Origin of the sequence: Bacillus sp. EE-W1 (genome assembly GCF_009760835.1) — a bacterium.
GTDB classification, from domain to species: domain Bacteria; phylum Bacillota; class Bacilli; order Bacillales; family Bacillaceae_G; genus Bacillus_A; species Bacillus_A wiedmannii.
In genome coordinates this window covers 149,688-173,015 of sequence record NZ_WIPE01000052.1, presented here as the reverse complement: position 1 = coordinate 173,015, position 23,328 = coordinate 149,688, and the positions used below count along the sequence as shown (strand labels likewise).

The following is a 23,328-nucleotide window of genomic DNA, read 5'->3' as shown; positions in this document are numbered from 1 at the left end:
CCCCTATCATATATAATTTTCATAATTGATAAACGTTATCAATTATCTACAAATAAATGATAATGAATATCATTATCATTGTCAATGGTAATATTACACTAAGTTTATATTTCCAAAGATAAAAAATAAAAAACCCTTTAATCAAAGGGCCTTTTTACCTAGCGTATGAAGAATTTCACTTTTTTCTTTTTCATTAATAAAACCAATTTTTTGCAAAATATTTGCATACAATACAAGTTTATTATATATCCGTTCTGACATGCTTCTCCCTTCTTTCCTTCGACCAACTTTTTTTGTATTGGTAAATTATATGAAAGAGATGAGAAAATGTGTCCACTTTTTGCATACATACAAATCTTTTATCCCGCTATTTGCGGACAGTAAAACTCCCACCTCAAAAACAGGTGGGAGTTCAATTTATTTAGCAAATTGTCCATTGAATATTATGATTTTTGACTTCCTCTTCAAAACTATAGGGCATTTTCTTATCACAAATTACATGTTGAATACGTGAAAATGCTGCTATTCGGTAATTTCCTTTTACCCCTACTTTTGTATGATCACATAAAATATATGTTTTCTCCGCTAATTTCAGCATCGCTTCTGACAGTTTCGCCTTTTCTAATTCAAAACTAGAAACCCCAAAACCAGGTAACAATCCATCAATCGAAACGAATGCTTTATGAAAATGAAATTGCTGGATTACTTGCTGCGAAATAGAACCTGACACACGTGAATGCTTTGGAGATACTTTTCCACCAATAAATAAAACTTCACCGTGAAACATCTTTTTATTAATAGAAGAAATTAATTGTGTAGCTACTGGAAATGAACTTGTTACAATCGTTAAATTTTTACGATGAACAAGATATGGCACCATTTGAAGTGGTGTACTTCCATCATCAATCGCAATCACATCCCCATCTTCCACAAACGTTGCTGCTTTATACCCAATTCTCTTCTTCTCTTCTATATGCAGCATCTCTCGTTCTAACATTGGTGCCTCTATTCCAGCTCCCGGAAGTTGGACGGCTCCACCATACACTTTCTTCAACTTCTTTTCACGATCCAATTCTTCTAAATAACGACGAATCGTCTCTGTTGATACAGCAAACTCTCTCGCTAACTCTGAAACTTTTACTTTCCCTTTAAACTCTACCTTCTCAAGAATGGTTCGCTTTCTTTCTTCACCTACTACAGACATAGCTTCACCCCGTTGATTTCTACCTCATACACTGCCTTACTTATACAAAGTTATAACTTTCTTTTTCAGTTAAAATTTCTTCATGAATATGAATACCACGCTTTTTTAGTTCATCAAAAATAATTTGTGGATTTACAAAAGCTTCCTCAGGTGTCACAACACCAACTTTATTTACATTCCCTTTTGCGATTAACTCTGTAGCAATCCCAAATGGAATACCGACGTTTCTCGTATAAGCTCTTAATTTTTCCCACCCTACAACAGAACCATCAGATAACGGGTGTGTATGATATAATATGTGCCTTTGTTTCTCATTATTTTTCATACCTATTACTTCTACATGAAGTGCATAACCGTAAATTTCTGTTTCTTTCCCTTCTTTCGATTGCAATAAATACTTCGAAATACAATCCATAATACCAATTTCTTTCCCATTTATGTCAACCAGATCATTACGCAATATACCATAATCATATAAAGCACGTACGAGCTGCATATTTTGCTTTGGCCAAGTTCCTCTCGTCTCTATCAGTTTGACGCCTTTATTTTCTAATGCTTTTGCTAACGTAATCGTTTCAGAATGCGGTATTATATACTGCGTTGCCTTACCATAAGGCGCCGGTAATTCAATTTCTCTTGGACGTGCAAACGGAGGTACTTGCTTAAACTCACCATCTTCATATACTGTACGTGATGGTAAATGTGGATCATATTCATATGTCGTTGTTTCTGTAATTGATGCAGAAAAAGCAATTGGACGGTACGAGCCATGACTTACACGTACTGACTCTACAGTATCTAGCTGATTTGCTGCATGCATTGCCATCATTTGCGTTACACCTGGCGTCATACCAAAACCAGGTAAACACGTTTTTTCATTTTGAGCAAATATAGAATGAGATTCATTTTCTTCACCAAATCCATTCAAATTCACACCGTGACAACCCGCTTCTGCAATACATCGAGTAGACAATCCATTTAACTTAATTGTCGTACCGTCCATTACAATGTCATAACCTTTCATTTTTGCAACCGTATCCTCGTGATTCGTTACATCTACTTTCACAAAATCAACACGAGGATCGTTGAGCCATTCTACTACTTTCAGGCCCTCTTCTTCATTAAAATCAGCTACTGTAATCGCCTCAAAAGATGAAAATTGCACTAAATCTAAAATTGCTTCACGACAAATTTTACCTGCTCCACCTAAGCAAAATACTTTCAACCTATAACAACTCCTTTAGCGATACTATCAACTAAGCGATGGATATCTGCCTCATGTACATCACCGATATTCCCAATACGGAATGTATCTACTTTTGAAATTTTACCTGGATAAATAACAAACCCATCGCACTTTAATTCATTATATAACTGTCCAAAATCAAACCCCTCTTCTGGATAAATGAAGGATGTAATAATAGGCGATTGATATTTTTCATCTACTAGTGGCTTAAATCCGATTTCTCTCATTCTATTCACTAATATTTTTTGATTGTTATAATATCGATTGTAACGCGCTTCTACTCCGCCCTCTTTTTCTAATTCAAGTAGTGCTTGATAAAAAGCGTGTACAACATGTGTAGGTGACGTAAAACGCCATTTCCCATTTTGATTTTCCATCGTTTCCCACTGATCAAATAAATCTAATGATAATGAACGTGCCTGCCCTTTACATTTCACCAATTCATCGCGCTTTGCAATAACAAAGCCGAATCCAGGAACCCCTTGAATACATTTATTCGCACTACTAATTAGAAAGTCAATTTGCAACTCAGCGATATTTATTTCAATACCACCAAAACTACTCATTGCATCAACTAGTGTTACTTTTCCGTATTGCTTCCCTAATTTACATACATCTACAATTGGATTGATAATACCTGTTGTTGTTTCACAATGAACAACTGCAATATGTGTAATCTCTTTATCTTGTTGCAATATCTTTTCTACCTCTGCAATATTAGTAGGCTCCCACTCTTCTGTTTGACTGACCACGACATCTATATGTAACAGCTCTGCCATTTGTACAATTCGCTTACCGTACGCACCATTTGTACATACGAGCAGCTTTCCATTTTTAGGAACGACAGATCCAATCACTGCTTCAACTGAAAACGTACCGCTTCCTTGCATGAGAACAGTTGTATATGCCCCTTCTTCCTTCGTTGCTAACGATACAAGCTTAGCTCTTACCTCTTGTACCATTTTGTTATATTCAGCATCCCACGTACACCAATCGTATAACATAACTTCTTTTACTGTTTTGGTTGTTGTTAATGGTCCAGGCGTTAATAATAAATAGTGATTTTCAGTCATGATCCTATTCCCCTTTTATGAAATAATAAGTTCTTGTTTCTCGATATGTTCCATTACGTTTTCGAGTTCCTGCATCGTTTCTATCGTAAAGTGCGCCCCATTTTCAACGAAACGATTGCGAACTACTTCTATTTTTTCACGAAGTTCTACCGGATCCATATTCTCCACTTCCTCTTCAGTTAAGCCGAGTTCGCTACTGCCGAGAATTACACCCACTGTCCACATACCAGCATTTCTTCCCTCTTTCATATCTGATACCGTGTCTCCAACTTTTATCATATGATTCATTGGATATACACCAAGCTCCATCGCATTTTTATAGCACATCCACGGATACGGACGACCTGCTGGAACATCATCTGGTGTTACAAGAAAATCAGGTTTATACCCTTGTAGTGCTGCTTCTTTTGCTACAATGTCCATCATTTCTCTCGTATAACCAGTCGTTGAACCAATTTTAATTCCTCTTTCACGTAAAGAAGCAATCACTTCTTTTACTCCATTAATCGGCGACGCATAGCGCGGTAAAATAGTGAAGAGAATCTTTTCGAATTCTTCATACATCTCCTGAATGTCTGCTTCTGTTGGTAATTGTCCGAAAATACGATTCCACTCACTCGCAATACGAGGCATCTCTGTTAATGCCCTAACATGATCAATTTTCAATAATCCCATTGGCTTACGGGCTTCTTCTGCAGTAATTGCAACACCGCGTTTATGGAAAATCTCCATAAATACTTCCAGTGGTGCAAAACATCCGTAATCAACTGTTGTACCTGCCCAATCAAAAATAACTACTTCTACTTTCATCTAATCCATCACCCTTCTTATTTATCTTTTTTGCCATTGTGACGTTCGGTTACGAAGTGCTTTCGTTCCCCATTCATATACAACTCTCACTACAATATTTGTAACAACAATAAGTACACTCATTGCAGCTGCTGGTGCTACATTTCCTGCATCATCCATATTTACAATTGATACGGCAGCTAGTTTAAAATCAGCTGCATACAGGAATACAACTGCTGAGACAGTTACCATTGAATTTACGAAGTAGTACATTACCATTTCTAAAATGGCTGGTAAACACATCGGTACCGTAACTCGAAAGAATGTTTTATAAAACGGTATCCCCATCGACTGTGAAACAAGTTCAAACTCTCGGTCCAATTTCTTTAAAGCTGTCGTTGCCGTAACAAATGTTACAGAATAAAAATGAATGATATTGACTAGTACTAGCACAGCAATTGTTCCGTATAGAGAATGGAACGGGTTCGTTACGGAAAGTCCAAAGATTTGTATTGTTGGTTGACTAAAGAAGAAGACGTAGCCTAACCCAAGTACTAAACCCGGTATCGCTAAAGGGACGATAGAGAAAAAGTAACCTGCTTTTCGGAAAAATTGTAGCTGACCTATTTTCTCAATCGCATAAGCGAACATAAATGTTAAAACCGCTCCAATAACCGCAGTAATTGCTGAAACAATTACGCTATTTTTAAATGCTTCAAGTCCATCTCCTGTTAAACTGGAAAAATTAAAATGCTCAAATGTAAAGCTCATATTATATGGCCATACTTTCACACTTGCAGCAATACCAACTGCCACAAATAATAGAATGATCATAAGCGTTACTACGCTACAATATACGAACGAAATAACATCTCGTTTCTTATTATTTATTATTCTGTAAGGTACTGATTTGGAAGATAAGAGATTCGCCTGCTTTCTTTGCGTAATGCGATCAACTGCAAAGGCAAATATAGCTGGGATTAATAAAATCATTCCGACAGTTGCACCCATCGGCATATTTTGCTGCCCAATTACTTGCTTATATACGTCAGTAGCAAGTACATTATATTGCCCCCCAACAATTTTTGGTGCCCCAAAATCAGTGAAACTAAGTGTAAACACAACGAACATCGCACTAATTAATCCGTACTTTACACTAGGTAAAGTAACAGTGAAAAATTGCTTTGTTTTACTCGCTCCTAACATATTAGAAGCTTCATATAAACGATAATCAGAGCCTTGAAAAGCAATTAATAATATAAGAAATGCTTGCGGAAATGTATACATGACTTCAGCCATTACAATTCCTACTGGTCCATATAAAGGGATTTGTATCCCTTCAAACAAACCAAACATTCCTTTCGTTACTAACCCTTGATTACCAAATAAATATGTAAGTGCGATACCATGCATCATCGTTGGTGCGAATAATGGTAACAACGCAATATATTGAAATACACGCTTTCCAAACACATTCGTACGAGCGATCGCATAGGCGTAAGCGAAAGCGAGTGTTACTGCAATAATTGTTGTCGCGCCCGAAATCCATATCGTATTTTGTAATGATTGAACTAGCGTTGGTGTTGTGAAATATTTACTGAAATTCGCAACACCAATGAAAGCTCCATCTTTATCATAAAAAGCTTGTGTAAACAATTGTAATAGAGGTAATACAAGCATGATCAAAAACGCGAGAAGCATACCAATAATTAATAGTCTTTGTATCCACTCTTCTTTACCGATACGTCTCTTAATCTTTTTTTTCGTACTTTCTACCTTGAAATCTTCTAACATCTCCATCTATACAATGACCTTCTTTCCATATGACAACATATGATTTTCTAAGAAAGAGATTTGAATCGGCTTTCCTTTTCTAATTGCGGTTGCTTCTACTTCTGATGCCAATATATCCACTACAATTTTCTCGTTATAAAGATGTGTTTTTTCTTCTACGACCCGCACTTCCGTCCGATATACAGATCCGCGAAATTCCATGCTTTCCACAACCGTTTTAATACCATCCTTTTGTACAACTGTTACATGCTCAGGACGAATTGCATGTTCTTCATTGTTTTTCGAAAAGAAATTAATAGAACCAATAAAATCTGCCACAAATGGATTGGCTGGTCTTTGATAAATCTCCTCTGGTGTGCCAATCTGCATAATTTCCGCATGATTCATTACAACAATTTTATCGGCCATCGTTAATGCCTCTTCTTGATCATGCGTAACCATAATAGTTGTTACTCCTACTTTTTCTTGCAAATCACGCATTTCTCTACGTAACTTTTCACGCACTTTTGCATCTAAAGCAGATAATGGCTCATCGAGTAACAAAATATCCGGAGACAGAGCGAGCGCACGTGCAAGTGCTACTCGCTGCTGTTGTCCACCAGACATTTGAGCAGGATATTTATCTTTTACATTCAGCAAATCTACAAGTTCTAACGCCTCTAGCGCTTTCTCTTTTACTTCTGCTTTTCCATATTTTTTTGTCTTTAAGCCATATTCAATGTTTTCAAGTGCTGTTAAATTCGGAAATAATGCATACGATTGAAACACCATTCCGAAATTCCTCTTTCCAGGAGGTAATGCTGTAATATCTTTTCCATCCACAGCGATACTACCTGTTGTTGCCTCTTCTAGCCCTGCTAAAATTCGAAGCAATGTTGTTTTCCCACAACCACTTGGGCCTAATAAACATACAAACTCATTTTTTTTCACAGTAAAAGAAATATCTTTTAACGCTGTAAATGCATCAAACTGTTTTTGAATGTGTTGAATTGATAAATATTCGCTCATTTTTTCTCTCTCCCACTCACTTACTTTTTCGGTTCTGCTTTTTGGCCAAACTCTTTTTCCCATTTTTCTAAAATTTTGTCACGATTTTCTGCTGCCCATTTAAAGTCATTCTTTTTGTATAACTTTTCTGTCACATCTTTAGGGAATCCATCTGGAAGTTTATAATCATTTTTAATTGTCGCGAATCCATTTTTCTCGAAGTATAACTTCATTACATCATCAGTAATTGCCCAATCTAAAAATGCTTGCGCTAATTTTTCATTTTTTGCATTATCTTTTTTAATAAGTGCGTTCGCTTCTACTTCCCAACCTAATCCTTCTTTCGGCAATACAACTTCAACTGGTGCACCTTTTTGTTTCTCTTTCAAAGCACTATAAACCATTGATACGCCAACTGGATATTCACCTGCGCCTGCTAATTTCGCTGGTTTTGAACCTGAATGAGTATAAGTTGCCATATTATCATGAAGTTTCTTCATGTAATCCCAGCCTTTATCTTCACCCATAATTTGTAACCATGCAGAAACTGTTAAAAATCCTGTTCCAGAAGAAGCTGGATGTGGCATAACAAGCGTTCCTTTATATTCTGGTTTCGTTAAGTCTTCGTATGATTCTGGCATCGGTAAATTCTTCTTCTTTAATTCTTCTTTATTTATAGCAATCCCCGTCATAAATGCCGTATTACCTACCCATTTTTCTGGTTGCTTATCATCTTTAAATTGCGGAAGAACACGATCCGCTCCTTTTGGAGAGTATCCTTTTAACATATCTTTTTTATCTAAAGCTAATAGACTAGACGCTGCTGTTCCCCATACAACATCTGCTTGTGTATTTTTTCCTTCAGCTAGCAATTTCGCTGTAATAACTCCAGTTGAATCACGAACAATATTCAGTTTCACATCTGGATATTTCTTTTTAAAAGAATCAAGATAAATTGGTACAAGTTCTTCTTCAATCGCTGTGTAAACAGTTAATGATCCAGATAATTTATCATCCTTTACTTTTGCCCCAGCACTTTCTTCTTTCTTTGCACCACACCCCATTAATAACGAAAATACCATTCCAGTTGCTACAGCTTTAAAGATTGTTTTTTTCACTGTCTCTCTCTCCTTTTATAAATCTTATGTACAACTCTAATATAAACAACTAGTGTAAAAGCAGTATTAAACCAACATTAATCTTTTGTTTGTTGTTTGTTTTTGTGTAATACGTTGCTACTTCTATGTTTTTTCGCATTTTTCTGCTAATAATGAACACTAAATTTACAAATAATTAAAAAAACCTTTATAATCCCACAAAAAAATGAGGCGTTTGTAAAAAACGCCTCATTTTTGTTTACCTTTTTTTGAATTACGATTTGCATACTTCGCGCTATTTTCTCCTTCATACTCTAATGCAAATTCTGCATCTGGTAAGCTTTCTTTCGGAGTTTTATTATTGTTGATTGCCGCATTTTGTTTCACTTTTCTTTTTACCAATACATTCACCTGCTCTCAAGAATTCACTTTCTACTCTAGTTTGAAACAACATTAAATAATTATTACTGGCAAGTGTTAACAAGTACATAAGGCCGCTAGATGGAAATACTACCTATGAAAAGAACATTAGAAAAGGGGCGATTATTTTGAAGAAGAAAGATAAAATCCAGTCACCAATTTTAGATGAAACGCTCCCGCATCAAATGAATTTCCCATCTTTTAAAGGAACAGGAAAGAAGATGCAACAACCTTTCATAAATCAATATGACGTCGTAATCGGAGACAGTAAATATGATTCCGAGAATAGTCCACTTCACAATTGGACTGATGAAGTAGACCCTGCCATTATGGCTGGAGAAGAATGGATTCATCCTACAAATGATATTGGGTGGATTTCAGAAGAAAATCAAGAGTTGCTAAAAAAAGAAGTGGATAATAAAAATGAGGCTTTTATGCATCCGCAATTTGGCATTAACGACTAAAAAACCATTCTACCTCACATAGGTAGAATGGTTTCATACTATCCAATAATAATTCTCTCTTTCGGGTATTTATAGCGAGGTGGCTGTTCTCTTCCCCCACTAGCCAGTATAAATGTTAAAATACCGACACGCCCAATAAACATAAGTACAATGAGTACAAGTTTACCAACAGTTGTTAAATCTGGCGTAATACCTGTCGATAGCCCTGTCGTTCCGAAAGCAGAACACACTTCAACAATTAAACTCATAAGCGGTACATTTTCCGTAATAGATAAAATAAAGAGTGCTGTGGCACATAATAAAATCCCCATCGTCATAACGACAGATGCTTTTAGCACGTCTTCTTCATGTAACTGACGTTTGAAGACTCTAACCGTTCTTCCACCTCTTGCAAAAGTGTATAACGATAATATACTAACAGCAAATGTTGTTGTACGTATTCCGCCCCCAACCGAACTTGGAGATGCCCCTATAAACATTAATATACTCATAAATAAAAGCGTCGGTTGTGACAATTCACGTATATCCATTGTAGCAAGTCCACCGCTTCGCGTCGTCACAGATTGGAATAATGTATAGAAAACTGTTTCATGCCATGACTTTCCTGCTAAAAATTGATTTCGTTCTAGTAAAAAAATCATAATGGTTCCAACGATAACGAGGGCAAAAAATGTTGTTGTCGTCAATTTTGTAAATAACGAAAAGCGGAATAGTTGCTGTCGCCTTTTACTAAAGAATTGCTTTATTTCCATTAACACCGGGAAGCCAATCGCTCCTAAAATAATAAGTAACATATGAATCATTTGCACAATATAATCTTTTTTGTACGGAATTAATGATTGTCCAGTTAAATCAAATCCGCCGTTCGTGGTTGCACTAACAGCGGCAAAGAAACCGTGAAAATAAGCTTCTTGCCAAGTTGGAAAATAAAGTAGAAATCTTGTACCTAATAGTATCGCTCCGATAAGTTCTATCGAAATAATTACAATTAAAATAGAACGCATCAATTCTACAAGGCCTGATAAATTCCCTTGATTATGGTCTGCCATAATGAGTCTTCTTCTCTGCAAACCGATCTTTTTCCCCGTTATAATCCAAACAAACGTACCAAGTGCCATAATTCCTAAGCCGCCTAATTGTAAAATAAGGGCTAACATAATAATTCCTGCCGTAGTAAATGTATCTGAAATTGTAACAACAGACAGTCCCGTAACACTTACCGCACTAACAGATGTAAAGAGGGCATCGATAAATGTCCATTTCACACCAGACTTCGTAACAAACGGGAAACTAAGCAATATCACCGATACAACTACTGCTAATAAATAAAATAAAACAATGAGTTGTACAGGACGTAATTTTTGTAAAAACTTTTTTATATCTCTCATTCCATCACTTCGCTACCTTTTTTCTATCGATTAAATAAAGAAAAATCTTCACTTTCTTTATTTGTAAATAACTGCTCAAATAATTTGGCAAATACCATTCCATACACAGTTCCATTACCTCCATATGGCAATGCGTAAAATAAATTATGTATCTCTTTGTCTTCTTTTAAAATAGGGAGACCATCATGACTACCGCCAAATGCTGCCGCCCAATAGTACTCTGCCTGTATATTCTTATACTGCGGGAACATCTCTTTTACAATGTTAATAAGGATATCACGCTTATGCAATAATTTCGTATCACCAATTGTTTGAATTTGCATCGCTTCATCTAATCCGCCTACAATAATACGGTTTTGATACGTTCGAAAATATAAGTAAGGCCGTGCTGTTTCCCAAATTAATGATTGTTCATGCCAGCCTTCAAATGAATCTACCTTATTTGTCACCACTGCATATGATGTTTCCACTGTTGTATTTTTTTCTTTCTTTCCGAAAAGTGCTTCATAACCTGTCGCCATAATAATATTCTTTGCTACAATTTGATTTCCTGTTTTCGTGTAACAAATTAAATCATTTTGGCGTTTTTTTATATGTATGGCCTCTGTATGCTCAAGTATAGTAGCTCCCATTTGATTTGCTTTATGCAAAAGGCTATGCGCTAATAAATACGGATTCACTTCGGCATCACCATGCGTATATAACGCTGCTTGTTTTATAAATGAATACTTCTTCTTCATATGTGAATCGGTAAAATATTCAACCGGGAATCCATAATGGCGTAACGTATTATATTCTTCTTGTAAAAACGATACATCCTCATTTCTACTTGCATAATACAAACTACTTCGCGGAATAAACTGGGGATCAATATCGAGAGTCGGTACAACTTGCTCCATTGTTCGTAGCGCTTCGTAACAAAGCTTATATGCTCGTACCCCCTTTTTTTCACCAAATGTATGGATAAGTGAGGTTAGCGATTTATCATGAAGAAATTGTAGTAAACCTGTATTAGCAGCTGTGCTACCACATGCGATTGCTCGTTTTTCAATGAGCGTAACACGCATTCCAATTTTCGCTAACGAATACGCTATATGAGCACCTGCTTCTCCGCTTCCGACTACAAGCACATCACATATCATATCATTTTCTAATGATGGATAACAAGGTATAGAAACTCCTGTATTCCAAAACAACTTACCAGTCATAAGTTTCATAATTATACTCCTAAAATATAAATTTCTCCTTTCTATCTTTTGTTATTTCCCATAAAAAAATCCAACTAACATACGCTAGTTGGACTTTTTATTTTTAATTAGAACGCTCCTCCAGCCAATTTCCAACCGTCGGATATGTTTGTTTTACCGCTGTTCCACCGTAAACGATCGACATATGTCCCGTTGGTAAACATACATATTGTTTATCTGTGCTAGAAATATGGTCTAGCAAAGCTTCTACTTGGCATGGCAGGGCGATATGATCACGTTTCGCAGAAATATTTAAGACATTCGCCTTAATATTTGCAAGGTCTACCTTTTGTCCACGAATAACGAGTTCACCTTTCACTAATTTATTATTTTGATAAAAATCACGAATCCATTGTCTATACGATTCACCTGGGAATGGAATACCGTCACCAACCCACTTTTGAACTAATTTCCAGCTTTCGACGAAGCGCTCATTTTCTGAACGATCAAGTAAAGCGACATATGGACCTACAAAGTTTGTAATTGGTTTTAACATCTTATTTCCGAAATCAATCATTTCTGGCGGAATATTTCCGAATGTATCAACCGCTTTATCTAAATTGAAGTATTTCTCATCTAATAAAGGACCGTATAATCCTGTTTCAGAGAAATCAAAAGGACTTGTCATAAAGATTAAGTTGCGAATTGGCATGTGTGGATGAAGTGCTGCATAAATAGAAGTTAGCGTTCCACCCATGCAATAACCAAGTAAAGAAATCTCGTCCGATTTCGCAGTTCTCATTACTTTCTTCACTGCTTTTGCAATATAATCAAACACGAAATCATCAAATTTCAAATGACTATCTTCTAAACCAAATGTGCCCCAATCAAGCATATACACATCAAAACCACGATCTACTAAATATTCCACTAAACTATTTCCTGGAGTTAAATCCATAATATACGGTTTATTAATAAGCGCGTATATTAATAGGATTGGAACTCTCTGTGTTTTTTCTTGTTTTGGAATGTAACGATACAGCTTCGTTTTATTCTTCGTCCAAATAACTTCTTTTGGTGTTAAACCAACTTGTGGTTCTGGTTCGCGTAATAAAACTTCGCTCGCTCTTTTCACACGGCGATATGCTTTACGATATTCTTCTGGGTACAACTCCAATTGCTTTTCCCATTCCGTTACGAATGTAGGCATTTTTCTATCTCCTTTTCGGTCGATTTATTTCTAAAAAAAGAAGTGCATTCCTGCTATGGATATGCACTTTTTTCTCGATTCATTACATGTATAATCCACCGTTAATGTTTAATTGCTGACCTGTGATATATGCACCGTCACGGCATAGGTATACTACACCTTTTGCAATTTCATCAGCTTGACCAAAACGTTTTTTCGGGATTTTCGCAACGATTTTTTGACGTACTTCTTCTGGTACTTCTGCTACCATTTCAGTATCAATAAATCCTGGGCAAATTGCGTTTACAGTTACATTTGTTTTTGCAAGCTCTAATGCTAATGATTTTGTAAATCCTAACATACCTGCTTTTGCTGCAGAGTAGTTTGTTTGTCCAAATCCACCAGCTTGGCCAATAATAGAAGAAATACTAATGATTCTTCCTTCTTCTGCTTCCGATATGTATGGAAGTACCGCGCTTGTTGTATTAAATACACTGCTCAAGTTCACGTCAATTACGCGCTCCCAATCTTCACGATTTAATTTTTTGAATGTACGATCTCTTGTAATACCAGCATTATTAACAAGAATATCAACTTTACCAAAATGATTCACAGCTTCTTCTACAAGTCTGTTTGCATCTTCTACTTTCGAAACATCCGCTTGAACTGCATAAACGTCATGTCCTTCTTTTCCTAATTCATTTACTAAGTTTTCAGCTGCTTCTTTACTGCTGTTATAGTTAATAACTACTTTTGCTCCCTCTTGTGCTAATGCTACTGTAATTGCTTTTCCAATTCCTTTTGCCCCACCTGTTACGATTGCTACTTTGCCATTTAATTGAACCATTTCTTTTCCCCCTTAAATGAATTTGTGAACGATTGTTATGAATCATTTTGGTACTCATATTAATAGAGTCCATATATTAATTATGTTTCGTTGTTTATACATGAAAAAGAGATTCTCCCTTTCCCTTTTACACGTTATAAACAAACGCTATTATCATTTTTTATTTTCCGGCTTATTCGCAGGTTTTACTTCTTCTTTTGCAGGTACTTGTAGTTTCGCTAGTACTGCATTTTGCTTTTCTAGTAACTCTAAAATTTGATCAACTTTCGTTTCTAGCGTGCGAATATCTTGTTTTACTTTCGTAACATCACGCTTTAATGTAGGAGCTTGTCCTAATGAATCCACTTTCTCTTCTAGAATTTCCTCAATGTTATCAACTTTATTTTCTAAATTGATAACAAGCGTAGCTACTCTAGCGATATCCTCTCTCGTCGGCACATTCACCTGTTCTAAATAATTTTTTGTCGTATCATTTAATGCTTTTTGATAAAACAAATTCAAATCTAGAACGCTGCCCATCCAAGCAGAATATTCTTCTGTTTTAATTGTTTCATTGAGCGCTTTTCCCCAAAATGTTTCGGTTTGTTCATAAGCATTTTTCCATGCTTGCAATGGATCGAATTTTTGATCAATCACTTCGCCTACACTCCCTTTTTCGTTTTTGAAACAATTCAACCTATTCACTATTTTCTAATATTCTGAATAAAACTTCAAGTCTATATTTTATTTTTCTTTATTTTCCGATAAATGTGTTGACATTAAAAACAGATAGGTGTAAATTGCACTTATAAGCAAAAAAATTCCATCTAACTGATTCATGAGGTGATGCACAATCATGCTACATAATGAACCAGAACACCCAGAAAGTTTGGAAAAAAACCAAGCGAAACAACCAAACTCCATGCCCAAAAACTTCTTAGTTCCTTTCTTACTTCTCTGTCTAAAAGACTGGAGTCTTCATGGTTACAAACTCATTCAAATGCTAATGGACATCGGCTTTTCTTCTGTTGACCAAGGTAATGTGTATAGAACATTGCGCAAGTTAGAAAAAGAAAATCTCATTTCTTCCACTTGGGATACAAGTGAAGGCGGGCCAGCGAAACGAATTTATTCTTTAACAGAATATGGAGAGCAATATTTAACAACATGTGCAACTTCTTTTGAACATTATCAAAATATGTTGCGGACGTTTTTTACGTTATACACCAATGCGTTCTTTCCATTTTCTACTTCTCCAGAAAAGGATGAAAAGGATTCTTCATCTTCACCTGGTGGTACAGCAGAGTAATCTGCGTTCACAATATGCAAAAAAACATTTGGAGGTCAAACAATGGAAACTAAACCATACGAATTAGTCGATGCATTTTGGAAAAACTGGTCTCAATCTCTTTCCCTCTTCTCTTCAGCTGGGAAACAATTAGAGCAACTTACTTTAGAAACTTTAAAACAACAACAAGACGCTTTGCATAAATTAACATCAGGGGTAGATGAACTAGAAAAAGAACTACAACAATTCACTGCTCAGTTCAATAACCAATATACAGATTACGTGAAGCAATTAACTGGAAACTCCTTAAATGATCAAATTAACGAGTGGCAAGGGAAATGGAATGAACTTTCTAATCAAATGCACCAACTGACTGTTTCTCCTACGAAAACATCTTTGTCTATTCTTACTCAAACTAGCGGTCAATTTGAAGAAACAACAAAACAATTTATTGAACAACAACAATTACAACGTGAAGAGGTTCAAAAACAGTTAGAAGTTTTTTTGGGAGAGTTCAAGTCCAAACAACTAGAACTCGCAAAGCAGTTCGAGGAAAACTCAAAAAATTTATTTACTTCCATCAAGTAAGAAAAATGTGGGAGCTAACTGCAGCACAAACAAAACTCTTTCTTCCTCCTACTACATCAAGATGGCTAGCATTTTTCGATATGGAAAAGAAGGAGGCCAAAATGAATCCATTTCAAGAAGCACAAACTGTTCCGGAGCTTCGTTATGATGAGATTCAAGTCGGTGATCAAGCATCCCTTACAAAAACTATTACGGATGAGGACGTTATTAATTTTGCAAAATTAACTGGAGATGTGAATCCTATTCATATTTTAGATTCTTTTGCAAAAACAACAATGTTTAAAGAACGTATTGCTCATGGCATGCTCGTTTCCAGTTTCATTTCGACGATTCTTGGAACGAAACTCCCTGGCAAAAACACGATTTATTTATCTCAAAACGTTTCATTCCGTGCTCCTGTCAAAATCGGTGATACACTTCGCGTTGTGGCAGAAGTCATTAAAAAACGAGACGATAAAAAAATCATTACGTTGCAAACAAACATATATAATCAATCCGGTGATATTGTCGTGGAAGGTACAGCGACAATACTGAAAAAAGAGTAGCAAATTTGCTACTCTTTTTTCTATCCAATAACTTCTAATCACACCGATTACTTCCGCGTATGAGTACGTCGTTTCCACATAAAATAACGTTACCAGTTTAGATAAGTATTTAGCTGAATTGGACTACTCATAAGGATGTGTATCAACATGGTAAAAACAAACAAATTACTAGTTCCAGGTGCAGAACAAGCGCTTGAACAATTTAAATATGAAATCGCACAAGAATTCGGTGTTAGCTTAGGTTCTAATACAGCATCTCGTTCTAACGGTTCAGTTGGCGGTGAAGTAACGAAACGACTAGTCGCTTTAGCTCAACAACAATTACGTGGATAATACAATAACCTATGGCTTAGAGGCAGATATTCTCTGCCTCTTTCTATTTTTAACATACATAATCGTGCTTTTTCACATACTAGTAAGAGCAAACTGAAAGGAACGATATGTGACATGAAACGGATTAATATTAGCATGAGTCCTCCCCGTGTTCTTACTTTGTCTTTTATTATGTTATCAGTTATCGGTACATGCTTATTAAAACTACCAATTGCTACAACAACTTCTATTTCATGGATCGACGCTTTATTTACAACAGTTTCTGCTTGTACTGTTACTGGGCTTGGTGTTGTAGACACCGGAAAAGTATTTACTTTGTTTGGACAGTGTGTCATTTTAACGCTTATACAAGTAGGGGGACTTGGCATTATGAGCTTTGCCGTTTTAATTGCGATTATGCTCGGCAGAAAAATTGGTCTTCAAAACCGAATTTTACTGCAACAAGCGTTAAACCAAACGAACATTGGTGGTGTCATTCGTCTTGCCAAAGCATTATTTTTATTCTCTTTTACAGTCGAATGTATCGCTACTTTGATTCTTTCTTTTGAATGGGTACCAAAATACGGGATTGCTAAAGGGATCTATTATAGCTTTTTTCATTCGATCTCTGCTTTTAACAATGCTGGTTTTTCTGTGTGGAGCGATAATTTAATGTCCCATTCTCATAGCATTCTTGTCAATCTCGTTATTTCCTCCCTCATTATTTTAGGTGGGATTGGTTTTACAGTAATCGTAGATATAAAAAGAAAGAAAAATTTTAAAAACCTTACATTACACTCAAAACTTATGCTCTCTTCTACTCTAATCGTCAATATTATTGCGACTGTTTTTATTTTTATATTCGAGTTCCACAATTCCCTTTCTATGAGAGGATTTACCCCATTTGAAGAAGGAATGGCCGCTTATTTCCAGGCGGTTTCAACTCGTACTGCCGGGTTTAATACAGTTGATATTTCTGCATTATCAAAGCCCTCCCTACTATTAATGATGCTCCTTATGTTTATTGGCGCTGGTAGTGCTTCAACCGGTGGTGGAATTAAGTTAACAACATTTTTAATCATGTTTTTTGGGGTATTTAAATTTTTACAAGAACAAGATGATATTGTCGTTTTTAAAAAATCTATTAAAGATACTCTCATTGTCAAAGCATTGACCATCACTATTATTTCCATTTCATTTATCTTTTTTGCTATTTTAATTTTAAGTATTACTGAGCGAGTTCCTCTATTGATGAGTGCTTTCGAAGTATTTTCTGCATTTGGGACTGTCGGTCTCAGTATGAATTTCACACCACACTTAACTATGATCGGAAAAGCTATTATCATCTTTATGATGTTTTTTGGGAAAATGGGACCTTTAACATTGGCTTTTTCATTTGCACGTAAAAAGAACCGAAAAATAAAATATCCGAATGAAGATATTTTAACAGGTTGACAACCGTATACATTATCCATATAATGAGAGTACAATAGCATATCTCCAAAGGGGAGTAGCGTCCAAGAATATTTCTTGGAAACAAAGTCGTCATTACGTAGAACTTAGTTCTTCCGGCTTTGTTGGCATTTTCATTACATATGTCTAGCAAGACCTTTGCCTATTAACGGCAGAGGTCTTTTTTGTATTAATTTCCAAATTCTTCCAAAGTTAATAGGCAGGAGTATGGGGAAACTAAATAGTGGGGAAATTCTTCACTTATTTAGTACTTATAGAAATGAGAGGAGAATGTACATGGATGTATCATTATTATTGGAGTATGGTTGGGTATTACTCATCCTAATTGCACTAGAGGGGATTTTAGCGGCTGATAACGCTCTCGTTCTTGCAATTATGGTAAAACATTTACCAGAAGAAAAACGAAAGAAAGCATTATTTTACGGATTAGCGGGGGCATTTGTTTTCCGATTCGGATCGTTATTTATGATCTCGTTCTTAGTCGACGTATGGCAAGTGCAAGCAATCGGTGCCATTTACCTTATGTTTATAGCTGGTAATCACTTATTTAAAACGTATGTTAAAAAGAATACGGATGAAGAAACAGAAGAAAAAGAAGCAAAGAAAAAACAAGAGAACTTTTGGTGGACTGTATTTAAAGTTGAGGTTGCTGATATCGCCTTCGCAGTTGATTCAATTTTAGCTGCAGTTGCGTTAGCAATGACTTTACCAAAAACAGGATTAGGTACAATTGGTAGTCTTGATACTGGGCAATTCGTTGTTATCTTTGTAGGTGGACTTATCGGGTTAATCATCATGAGATTTGCAGCAACTGCTTTCGTACAAATCTTAAAACGTAAACCAGGACTTGAAACTGCAGCATTCTTAATTGTAGGTTGGGTTGGTGTGAAACTAGCAGTTTATACATTAGCGCACCCTGCATTAAATGTAATTCCGCATTCATTCCCAGAATCTACACTATGGAAGCTTACATTCTGGATTGTATTAGTGGGAATCGCAGTTGGCGGTTGGTTCTTCTCGAAAGAAGTAGAAGTAAAAGTAGAAAAGAATTTAGACGAAAAAGCGCTGTAATTACAGCGCTTTTTCTTTTTCCCTTCCCCTCTCAATGTCCAGAAAAAATTCTATTATACTACCATTTGTAAGCGTTTTCTCGATATATGTATGTCCTTTTTGTGAAACATTGCACAAACTTATTGAAACTAAGAACAATTCCATGTACTTTATTCATATAAGGAGTATTTATAGATGATGTACTAAAGGAGCGTATTACTCATGCTAGAGCAAGGAATAGATTATGTTGTCAAACTGGCTAAGAGCAAAAAACAAATGCTAGATACAAACCCGATGCAATATTTCATTCGTGCCGCACTTGCGGGTATTTATATCGGTTTTATTATTGTACTATGTTTTAAATTAGGTAACTTTTTTCACATTGCAGATTCACCGGCAACTTATTTAGCTGCTTCTATGTTTTTCGGAATTGCCCTCGTACTTATTATATATGGCGGTGCTGAATTGTTTACTGGAAACACAATGTACTTTACTGTAGCAACTTTAAGAAAAGAAACAACGATTTCTGATACACTTCGTAACTGGGTCGCTTGTTATGCAGGGAATTTAGCTGGAGCTTTATTCTTTGCCTTACTATTTTATGCAACTGGAATTTTCGAAGCAATTGATCACGGCCATTTCATGAATAAAGTAGTAGAAGGAAAAATGAATACACCTACAATGCAATTATTCTTTAAAGCAATTTTATGTAACTGGCTTGTATGTCTTGCGTGTTTCTTACCTTCTCAAGTTAAAGGTGATACAGCAAAAATTATGATGATGATGCTACTCGTTTTCACATTCTTCTTATCTGGTTACGAGCATAGCATTGCAAACTTATCACTGTTTGCTCTATCTTTAGTTTCACCGCATCCGGAGACAATTTCTTTTGCAGGTGCTATTCATAACTTAATTCCAGTTACAATCGGTAACATTATTGGCGGGTCCGTCTTTGTCGGCATGGTATACCATTACTTAACAAAGAAAGCACCTGACGTGAAACAAGAAGAAACTGAATTAGTAGCGGCTCAACAAGAAGAAATCATTCCGTTACAAGCACATATGAAACATTAAAAACTCCAAAGTAAAACTTTGGAGTTTTTAGCTCCCCACATATTTAACAACAAGGTGCGGATTAATTTCGCCTTCTTCCTTTCCCTTATTAATTCTCTGTTTCATCTTGTGCATACCGATGACATCATTCGTATGAAGGTGAATTTCATTTACATATAAACCCTCTTTACAAAAAGCCTCTACAAAATCTAATCCATTTCTTTTCCCCCATCCCATATTAAAATCAAGGGAAAGAATATTCACATCATAATCCCGAACCATTTGCAAGGCACATTCTACTGTAGTGGCGGGCACATACCCGTACGGACAACTTCTTTGATCATCCATATATACATTCATGTTCTATCCTCTCTCTATTTTGTATACGTGAACAACATGTAACATATTGCCCCAAGGCTAATAAAAGGACCGAACGGAATTTGGCTCCTCATTTTCATACGTTTTAATACTATACCAACTCCAAAGAAACAAAGACTAAAGCAAGATGCTAAAAATAAGATCATAAAAATCCCTTTCAGTCCCACTATAAATCCAAGTAACGAAAGTAATTTTATATCTCCTCCACCAAGCCCTTCTGGATATATCTTTTGCATGCAATATAACAAAATGAATATAACGCCACTACCAACTATACTATCTGTCCAAGTCACTAACGGCACAAAAACACATTCTAAAATAAGTAAACAGGCAAACCAAGCTAAAATACGATTGGGGATTAACATATATATGTAATCTGTAACTGAAATAATAAGAAGTAGAGAAAAAAGCGATAAAATGATGATAAGCTCCCGTTCCACCCCAATCATATATACAGTAAGAAGAAATATCATTCCTGTTACAAGTTCAAATACTACGTACAAAATTGAAATTTTCCTCTTACAATTCGTACAACGTCCTCTTTGTATACAAAAAGAAATGATTGGAATCAATTCTTTTGGCTTTAGCACATACTTACAATAATGACAATGTGAACGCGGGGTAATGATAGACTCACCAAGTGGTACTCTCATCGCAATTAACATAAAAAAAGAACCAAACACCATCCCCACTAACAATGCATATAAATAAGTGAACATCCCTTCCTCTCCTTTCCAGAAGAACATAGCAAAAAAAGGAGAGAAATTCTACTTCATATTATTTCTATTCTATTAAAAAAGCAGGCCATTTTCTGGCCTGCTTTCCCCTCTTTTATACGATGAAATATACTGCTTTTAATGGTCCGTGTACTCCGACAACAAGATTCATTTCAATATCTGCCGAGTTACTAGGTCCTGTAATAAAGTTAATACAAGATGCTACTGCCTCGCCATTTTCTACACGTGTGTTCATATCCTGAACTGCTTGTGTAATACGAGGCACAAGTGTTTCACGTGGAATAATAGCAAAGTATACAGTCGGTAAAAAGTGTAAAGAACGACCTTGGCCTTTATGACTTTGTACAACAATCGTACCAGATTCAGCTAAAGTATAATCACTAAATGCGATTCCAATATTCGCTCTTTCTGCGATACGCATATTCTCTTCTTTTTTCTCAGGATCCCATACATTCACTTCAACATTTTGCTTTGGAAGCTCTTCTTTAAATAAAGAAGTCAATCCATAAGAATCAAAACGTTCGTCTGCCGATAACATAATAGGTCCCCCGCCGTTTTCCACGATTACTTTTTGAATATCTTCACGTAAACGGTCGTTTGTCGTTTCTACTACAGTTGTATGAATGTTTGTACATTGATTTTTAAATACTTCTAACAATTCTTCTTTTGAATAATCTTTTAGCGTTTCTACATTCACATTACTTTTCCATGCTGGACGCTTTACGCCTTCCGTTTTCCGCTCACGTCCAAGTTCTTTTGCAATATTATCTAGAAAGGACTCACGGTTTTGAATTAATCCTGTCATTATTTGTCCCCGCCTTTCTTATGATCTTTATACCAATCACGGAATCGTTCTTTACTTGGAGCCGGGAATTCACGAATATCTGTCCAGTTTTTAAGTGGCCCAACACCTTTTGATACACGGTTGCCCGATGTAAATGGACTCATTGCTGCTGGCGCCATTTTTGATCCCATTTTATATAAAGCTGCTGAAGATGCACCCATACTAAACATTTTCATTGCTAATTTTTCTGCAAGTGGTGCACGTCCTTCTTGCTCAACAATTACTTGACGATGTTTTAATAATAAATCATGCAATGGTATTTTTACTGGACAAGCTTCTGTACACGCTCCGCATAAACTAGAGGCATATGGAAGCTCTTTGTAATCATCGTATCCACCTAAAAGTGGTGTTAATACCGCACCGATTGGTCCTGAGTATATAGAACCATACGAATGTCCACCAACGTGACGATATACAGGACATACGTTAACACAAGCAGCACAACGAATACATTGCAATACTGAGCGGAATTCAGACCCAAGAATTTGAGAGCGGCCATTATCAACAACAACTAAGTGGAATTCTTCTGGTCCATCTACTTCCTCTTCTTGGATTGGTCCCGCTACAGTTACATAACTTGTTAATTTTTGCCCTACTGCACTACGACATAGTAAACCAACTAAAACATCTAATTCTTCCATTGTCGGAACCATACGTTCCATACCCATTACTGCAATTTGAGTTTTCGGAATCGACATAACAAGATCGGCATTACCTTCGTTCGTTACTAAACAAAGAGAGCCAGTATTTGCAACTGCAAAGTTACAACCTGTCACACCAATTTCTGCATCCATAAATTTCTCACGAAGTTGTTTACGAACAAACTTTGTCATTTCATATGGATCATCAGAATTTTCATAGCCAAGCTTTTCTTTAAATACATCACGAATTTGCGTTCTGTTTTTATGAAGTGCGGGCGCAATAATATGTGAAGGTGGATCGTTATCTACTTGCAAGATATACTCTCCTAAGTCACTTTCTAACACTTCACAACCAATCTCTTCAAGGGCATGATTCATACTAATTTCTTCAGTTACCATTGATTTTGATTTTACAACTTTCTTCGCTTGTTTCTTTTTTGCAACGTCTTGAATATACTTTGCTGCTTCCTCTTTCGTTTTCGCAAAGTACACATGTCCGCCTCTTTTTGATACATTTTCACTTAACTGCATTAAGTAATAATCAAGATTTTCTAACGTATGTTGGCGAATTTGTTCACCTAGTTCACGCCACTCTTCCCAATTTCCTAATTCTTCCGCTGCTTTTAAGCGATTCGTATATAAGCGCGTTTGCGCAGAAGATACTGCTCCGCGCATAAAAGAATCTTGAATTCCATCGCCAACGCGATCATTAAATTTTTTCTCACTGATTTTCATAGACATAGCTTATGTTCCCC

The 23,328-nt window shown here is 36.1% G+C and carries 25 protein-coding genes and 1 riboswitch; of the genes, 8 read left to right on the top strand and 17 right to left on the bottom strand.

Annotated elements, in window-relative coordinates:
- Positions 1-421: 421 nt before the first annotated feature.
- The 8 genes from GFJ36_RS06045 to GFJ36_RS29015 form a co-directional block, all read right to left on the bottom strand.
- Entirely contained in the window at positions 422-1,204 is a 783-nt protein-coding gene (locus GFJ36_RS06045; protein WP_000117659.1) for a DeoR/GlpR family DNA-binding transcription regulator, read from the bottom strand.
- A 40-nt stretch (positions 1,205-1,244) separates the two neighbouring features.
- Positions 1,245-2,429, bottom strand: coding sequence for a saccharopine dehydrogenase family protein (locus tag GFJ36_RS06040; protein ID WP_088608353.1), 1,185 nt, complete (start codon positions 2,427-2,429; stop codon positions 1,245-1,247).
- Positions 2,426-3,523, bottom strand: coding sequence for a 2-aminoethylphosphonate--pyruvate transaminase (gene phnW / locus GFJ36_RS06035; RefSeq protein ID WP_097890395.1), 1,098 nt, complete (start codon positions 3,521-3,523; stop codon positions 2,426-2,428). Before phnW ends, GFJ36_RS06040 begins: the two co-directional genes overlap by 4 nt.
- A 15-nt stretch (positions 3,524-3,538) precedes the next feature.
- Positions 3,539-4,333, bottom strand: a complete 795-nt coding sequence (gene phnX, locus GFJ36_RS06030; RefSeq protein WP_097890397.1) for a phosphonoacetaldehyde hydrolase — start codon at positions 4,331-4,333, stop codon at positions 3,539-3,541.
- A gap of 21 nt (positions 4,334-4,354) precedes the next feature.
- Entirely contained in the window at positions 4,355-6,112 is a 1,758-nt protein-coding gene (locus tag GFJ36_RS06025; protein ID WP_141542782.1) for a putative 2-aminoethylphosphonate ABC transporter permease subunit, read from the bottom strand.
- Complete coding sequence (locus GFJ36_RS06020; RefSeq protein ID WP_088608354.1) at positions 6,113-7,114, bottom strand: putative 2-aminoethylphosphonate ABC transporter ATP-binding protein; 1,002 nt, start codon at positions 7,112-7,114, stop codon at positions 6,113-6,115.
- A gap of 20 nt (positions 7,115-7,134) precedes the next feature.
- Entirely contained in the window at positions 7,135-8,211 is a 1,077-nt protein-coding gene (locus GFJ36_RS06015) for a putative 2-aminoethylphosphonate ABC transporter substrate-binding protein (RefSeq protein ID WP_000750887.1), read from the bottom strand.
- A gap of 228 nt (positions 8,212-8,439) precedes the next feature.
- Positions 8,440-8,592: a hypothetical protein gene (locus GFJ36_RS29015; RefSeq protein WP_000240799.1), complete on the bottom strand. Its 153-nt coding sequence runs from the start codon at positions 8,590-8,592 to the stop codon at positions 8,440-8,442.
- A 146-nt stretch (positions 8,593-8,738) separates the two neighbouring features.
- Here GFJ36_RS29015 and GFJ36_RS06010 point away from each other — a divergent pair, with 146 nt between their 5' ends.
- The gene (locus GFJ36_RS06010; protein WP_000725963.1) at positions 8,739-9,074 is read left to right on the top strand and encodes a DUF3905 domain-containing protein; all 336 of its coding nucleotides are present in this window, start codon (positions 8,739-8,741) and stop codon (positions 9,072-9,074) included.
- 38 nt (positions 9,075-9,112) lie between these two features.
- On the opposite strand, the gene GFJ36_RS06005 is transcribed toward GFJ36_RS06010, so the two are convergent.
- From GFJ36_RS06005 to phaR, 5 genes are all read right to left on the bottom strand, one after another.
- Complete coding sequence (locus GFJ36_RS06005) at positions 9,113-10,462, bottom strand: TrkH family potassium uptake protein (protein WP_001204694.1); 1,350 nt, start codon at positions 10,460-10,462, stop codon at positions 9,113-9,115.
- A gap of 23 nt (positions 10,463-10,485) precedes the next feature.
- Positions 10,486-11,679, bottom strand: coding sequence for an NAD(P)/FAD-dependent oxidoreductase (locus GFJ36_RS06000; RefSeq protein WP_046958233.1), 1,194 nt, complete (start codon positions 11,677-11,679; stop codon positions 10,486-10,488).
- Between the two features lie 94 nt (positions 11,680-11,773).
- Complete coding sequence (gene phaC / locus GFJ36_RS05995) at positions 11,774-12,859, bottom strand: class III poly(R)-hydroxyalkanoic acid synthase subunit PhaC (protein WP_097890399.1); 1,086 nt, start codon at positions 12,857-12,859, stop codon at positions 11,774-11,776.
- An 82-nt stretch (positions 12,860-12,941) separates the two neighbouring features.
- On the bottom strand, positions 12,942-13,685 hold the full coding sequence (locus GFJ36_RS05990; protein WP_000250411.1) for an acetoacetyl-CoA reductase: 744 nt from the start codon (positions 13,683-13,685) through the stop codon (positions 12,942-12,944).
- A 153-nt stretch (positions 13,686-13,838) separates the two neighbouring features.
- Complete coding sequence (gene phaR, locus GFJ36_RS05985) at positions 13,839-14,321, bottom strand: polyhydroxyalkanoic acid synthase subunit PhaR (RefSeq protein ID WP_000566954.1); 483 nt, start codon at positions 14,319-14,321, stop codon at positions 13,839-13,841.
- 199 nt (positions 14,322-14,520) lie between these two features.
- Between phaR and phaQ the strand changes: the two genes are divergently transcribed.
- The 7 genes from phaQ (at position 14,521) to GFJ36_RS05950 (ending at position 19,994) form a co-directional block, all read left to right on the top strand.
- Positions 14,521-14,973 (top strand): poly-beta-hydroxybutyrate-responsive repressor, encoded by a 453-nt coding sequence (gene phaQ / locus GFJ36_RS05980; RefSeq protein WP_000903018.1) that lies wholly within the window; start codon positions 14,521-14,523, stop codon positions 14,971-14,973.
- 42 nt (positions 14,974-15,015) lie between these two features.
- Positions 15,016-15,540, top strand: a complete 525-nt coding sequence (phaP, locus tag GFJ36_RS05975) for a polyhydroxyalkanoic acid inclusion protein PhaP (protein ID WP_000448583.1) — start codon at positions 15,016-15,018, stop codon at positions 15,538-15,540.
- A 101-nt stretch (positions 15,541-15,641) separates the two neighbouring features.
- Positions 15,642-16,085: a MaoC family dehydratase gene (locus tag GFJ36_RS05970; RefSeq protein WP_001067917.1), complete on the top strand. Its 444-nt coding sequence runs from the start codon at positions 15,642-15,644 to the stop codon at positions 16,083-16,085.
- 147 nt (positions 16,086-16,232) lie between these two features.
- Positions 16,233-16,418 (top strand): alpha/beta-type small acid-soluble spore protein, encoded by a 186-nt coding sequence (locus tag GFJ36_RS05965; RefSeq protein WP_000241212.1) that lies wholly within the window; start codon positions 16,233-16,235, stop codon positions 16,416-16,418.
- 114 nt (positions 16,419-16,532) lie between these two features.
- The gene (locus tag GFJ36_RS05960) at positions 16,533-17,852 is read left to right on the top strand and encodes a TrkH family potassium uptake protein (RefSeq protein ID WP_087984798.1); all 1,320 of its coding nucleotides are present in this window, start codon (positions 16,533-16,535) and stop codon (positions 17,850-17,852) included.
- A gap of 38 nt (positions 17,853-17,890) precedes the next feature.
- Positions 17,891-18,056: riboswitch (yybP-ykoY riboswitch) on the top strand.
- A gap of 90 nt (positions 18,057-18,146) precedes the next feature.
- Positions 18,147-18,941, top strand: coding sequence for a TerC family protein (locus GFJ36_RS05955; protein ID WP_000383317.1), 795 nt, complete (start codon positions 18,147-18,149; stop codon positions 18,939-18,941).
- Positions 18,942-19,142: 201 nt separating this feature from the next.
- Positions 19,143-19,994, top strand: coding sequence for a formate/nitrite transporter family protein (locus tag GFJ36_RS05950; RefSeq protein ID WP_097890401.1), 852 nt, complete (start codon positions 19,143-19,145; stop codon positions 19,992-19,994).
- 27 nt (positions 19,995-20,021) lie between these two features.
- Here GFJ36_RS05950 and GFJ36_RS05945 read toward each other — a convergent pair whose 3' ends face one another.
- The 4 genes from GFJ36_RS05945 to GFJ36_RS05930 form a co-directional block, all read right to left on the bottom strand.
- Positions 20,022-20,333, bottom strand: coding sequence for a cyclic-phosphate processing receiver domain-containing protein (locus GFJ36_RS05945; RefSeq protein ID WP_048545036.1), 312 nt, complete (start codon positions 20,331-20,333; stop codon positions 20,022-20,024).
- 14 nt (positions 20,334-20,347) lie between these two features.
- A complete protein-coding gene (locus tag GFJ36_RS05940) occupies positions 20,348-21,070 on the bottom strand; it encodes a prepilin peptidase (protein WP_000495730.1) in 723 nt (240 codons plus the stop codon).
- A gap of 112 nt (positions 21,071-21,182) precedes the next feature.
- Positions 21,183-21,893: a LutC/YkgG family protein gene (locus tag GFJ36_RS05935; RefSeq protein ID WP_000147203.1), complete on the bottom strand. Its 711-nt coding sequence runs from the start codon at positions 21,891-21,893 to the stop codon at positions 21,183-21,185.
- Positions 21,893-23,314 (bottom strand): LutB/LldF family L-lactate oxidation iron-sulfur protein, encoded by a 1,422-nt coding sequence (locus tag GFJ36_RS05930; RefSeq protein ID WP_000061936.1) that lies wholly within the window; start codon positions 23,312-23,314, stop codon positions 21,893-21,895. The genes GFJ36_RS05935 and GFJ36_RS05930 overlap by 1 nt, the downstream gene beginning before the upstream one ends.
- Positions 23,315-23,328: the final 14 nt, after the last annotated feature.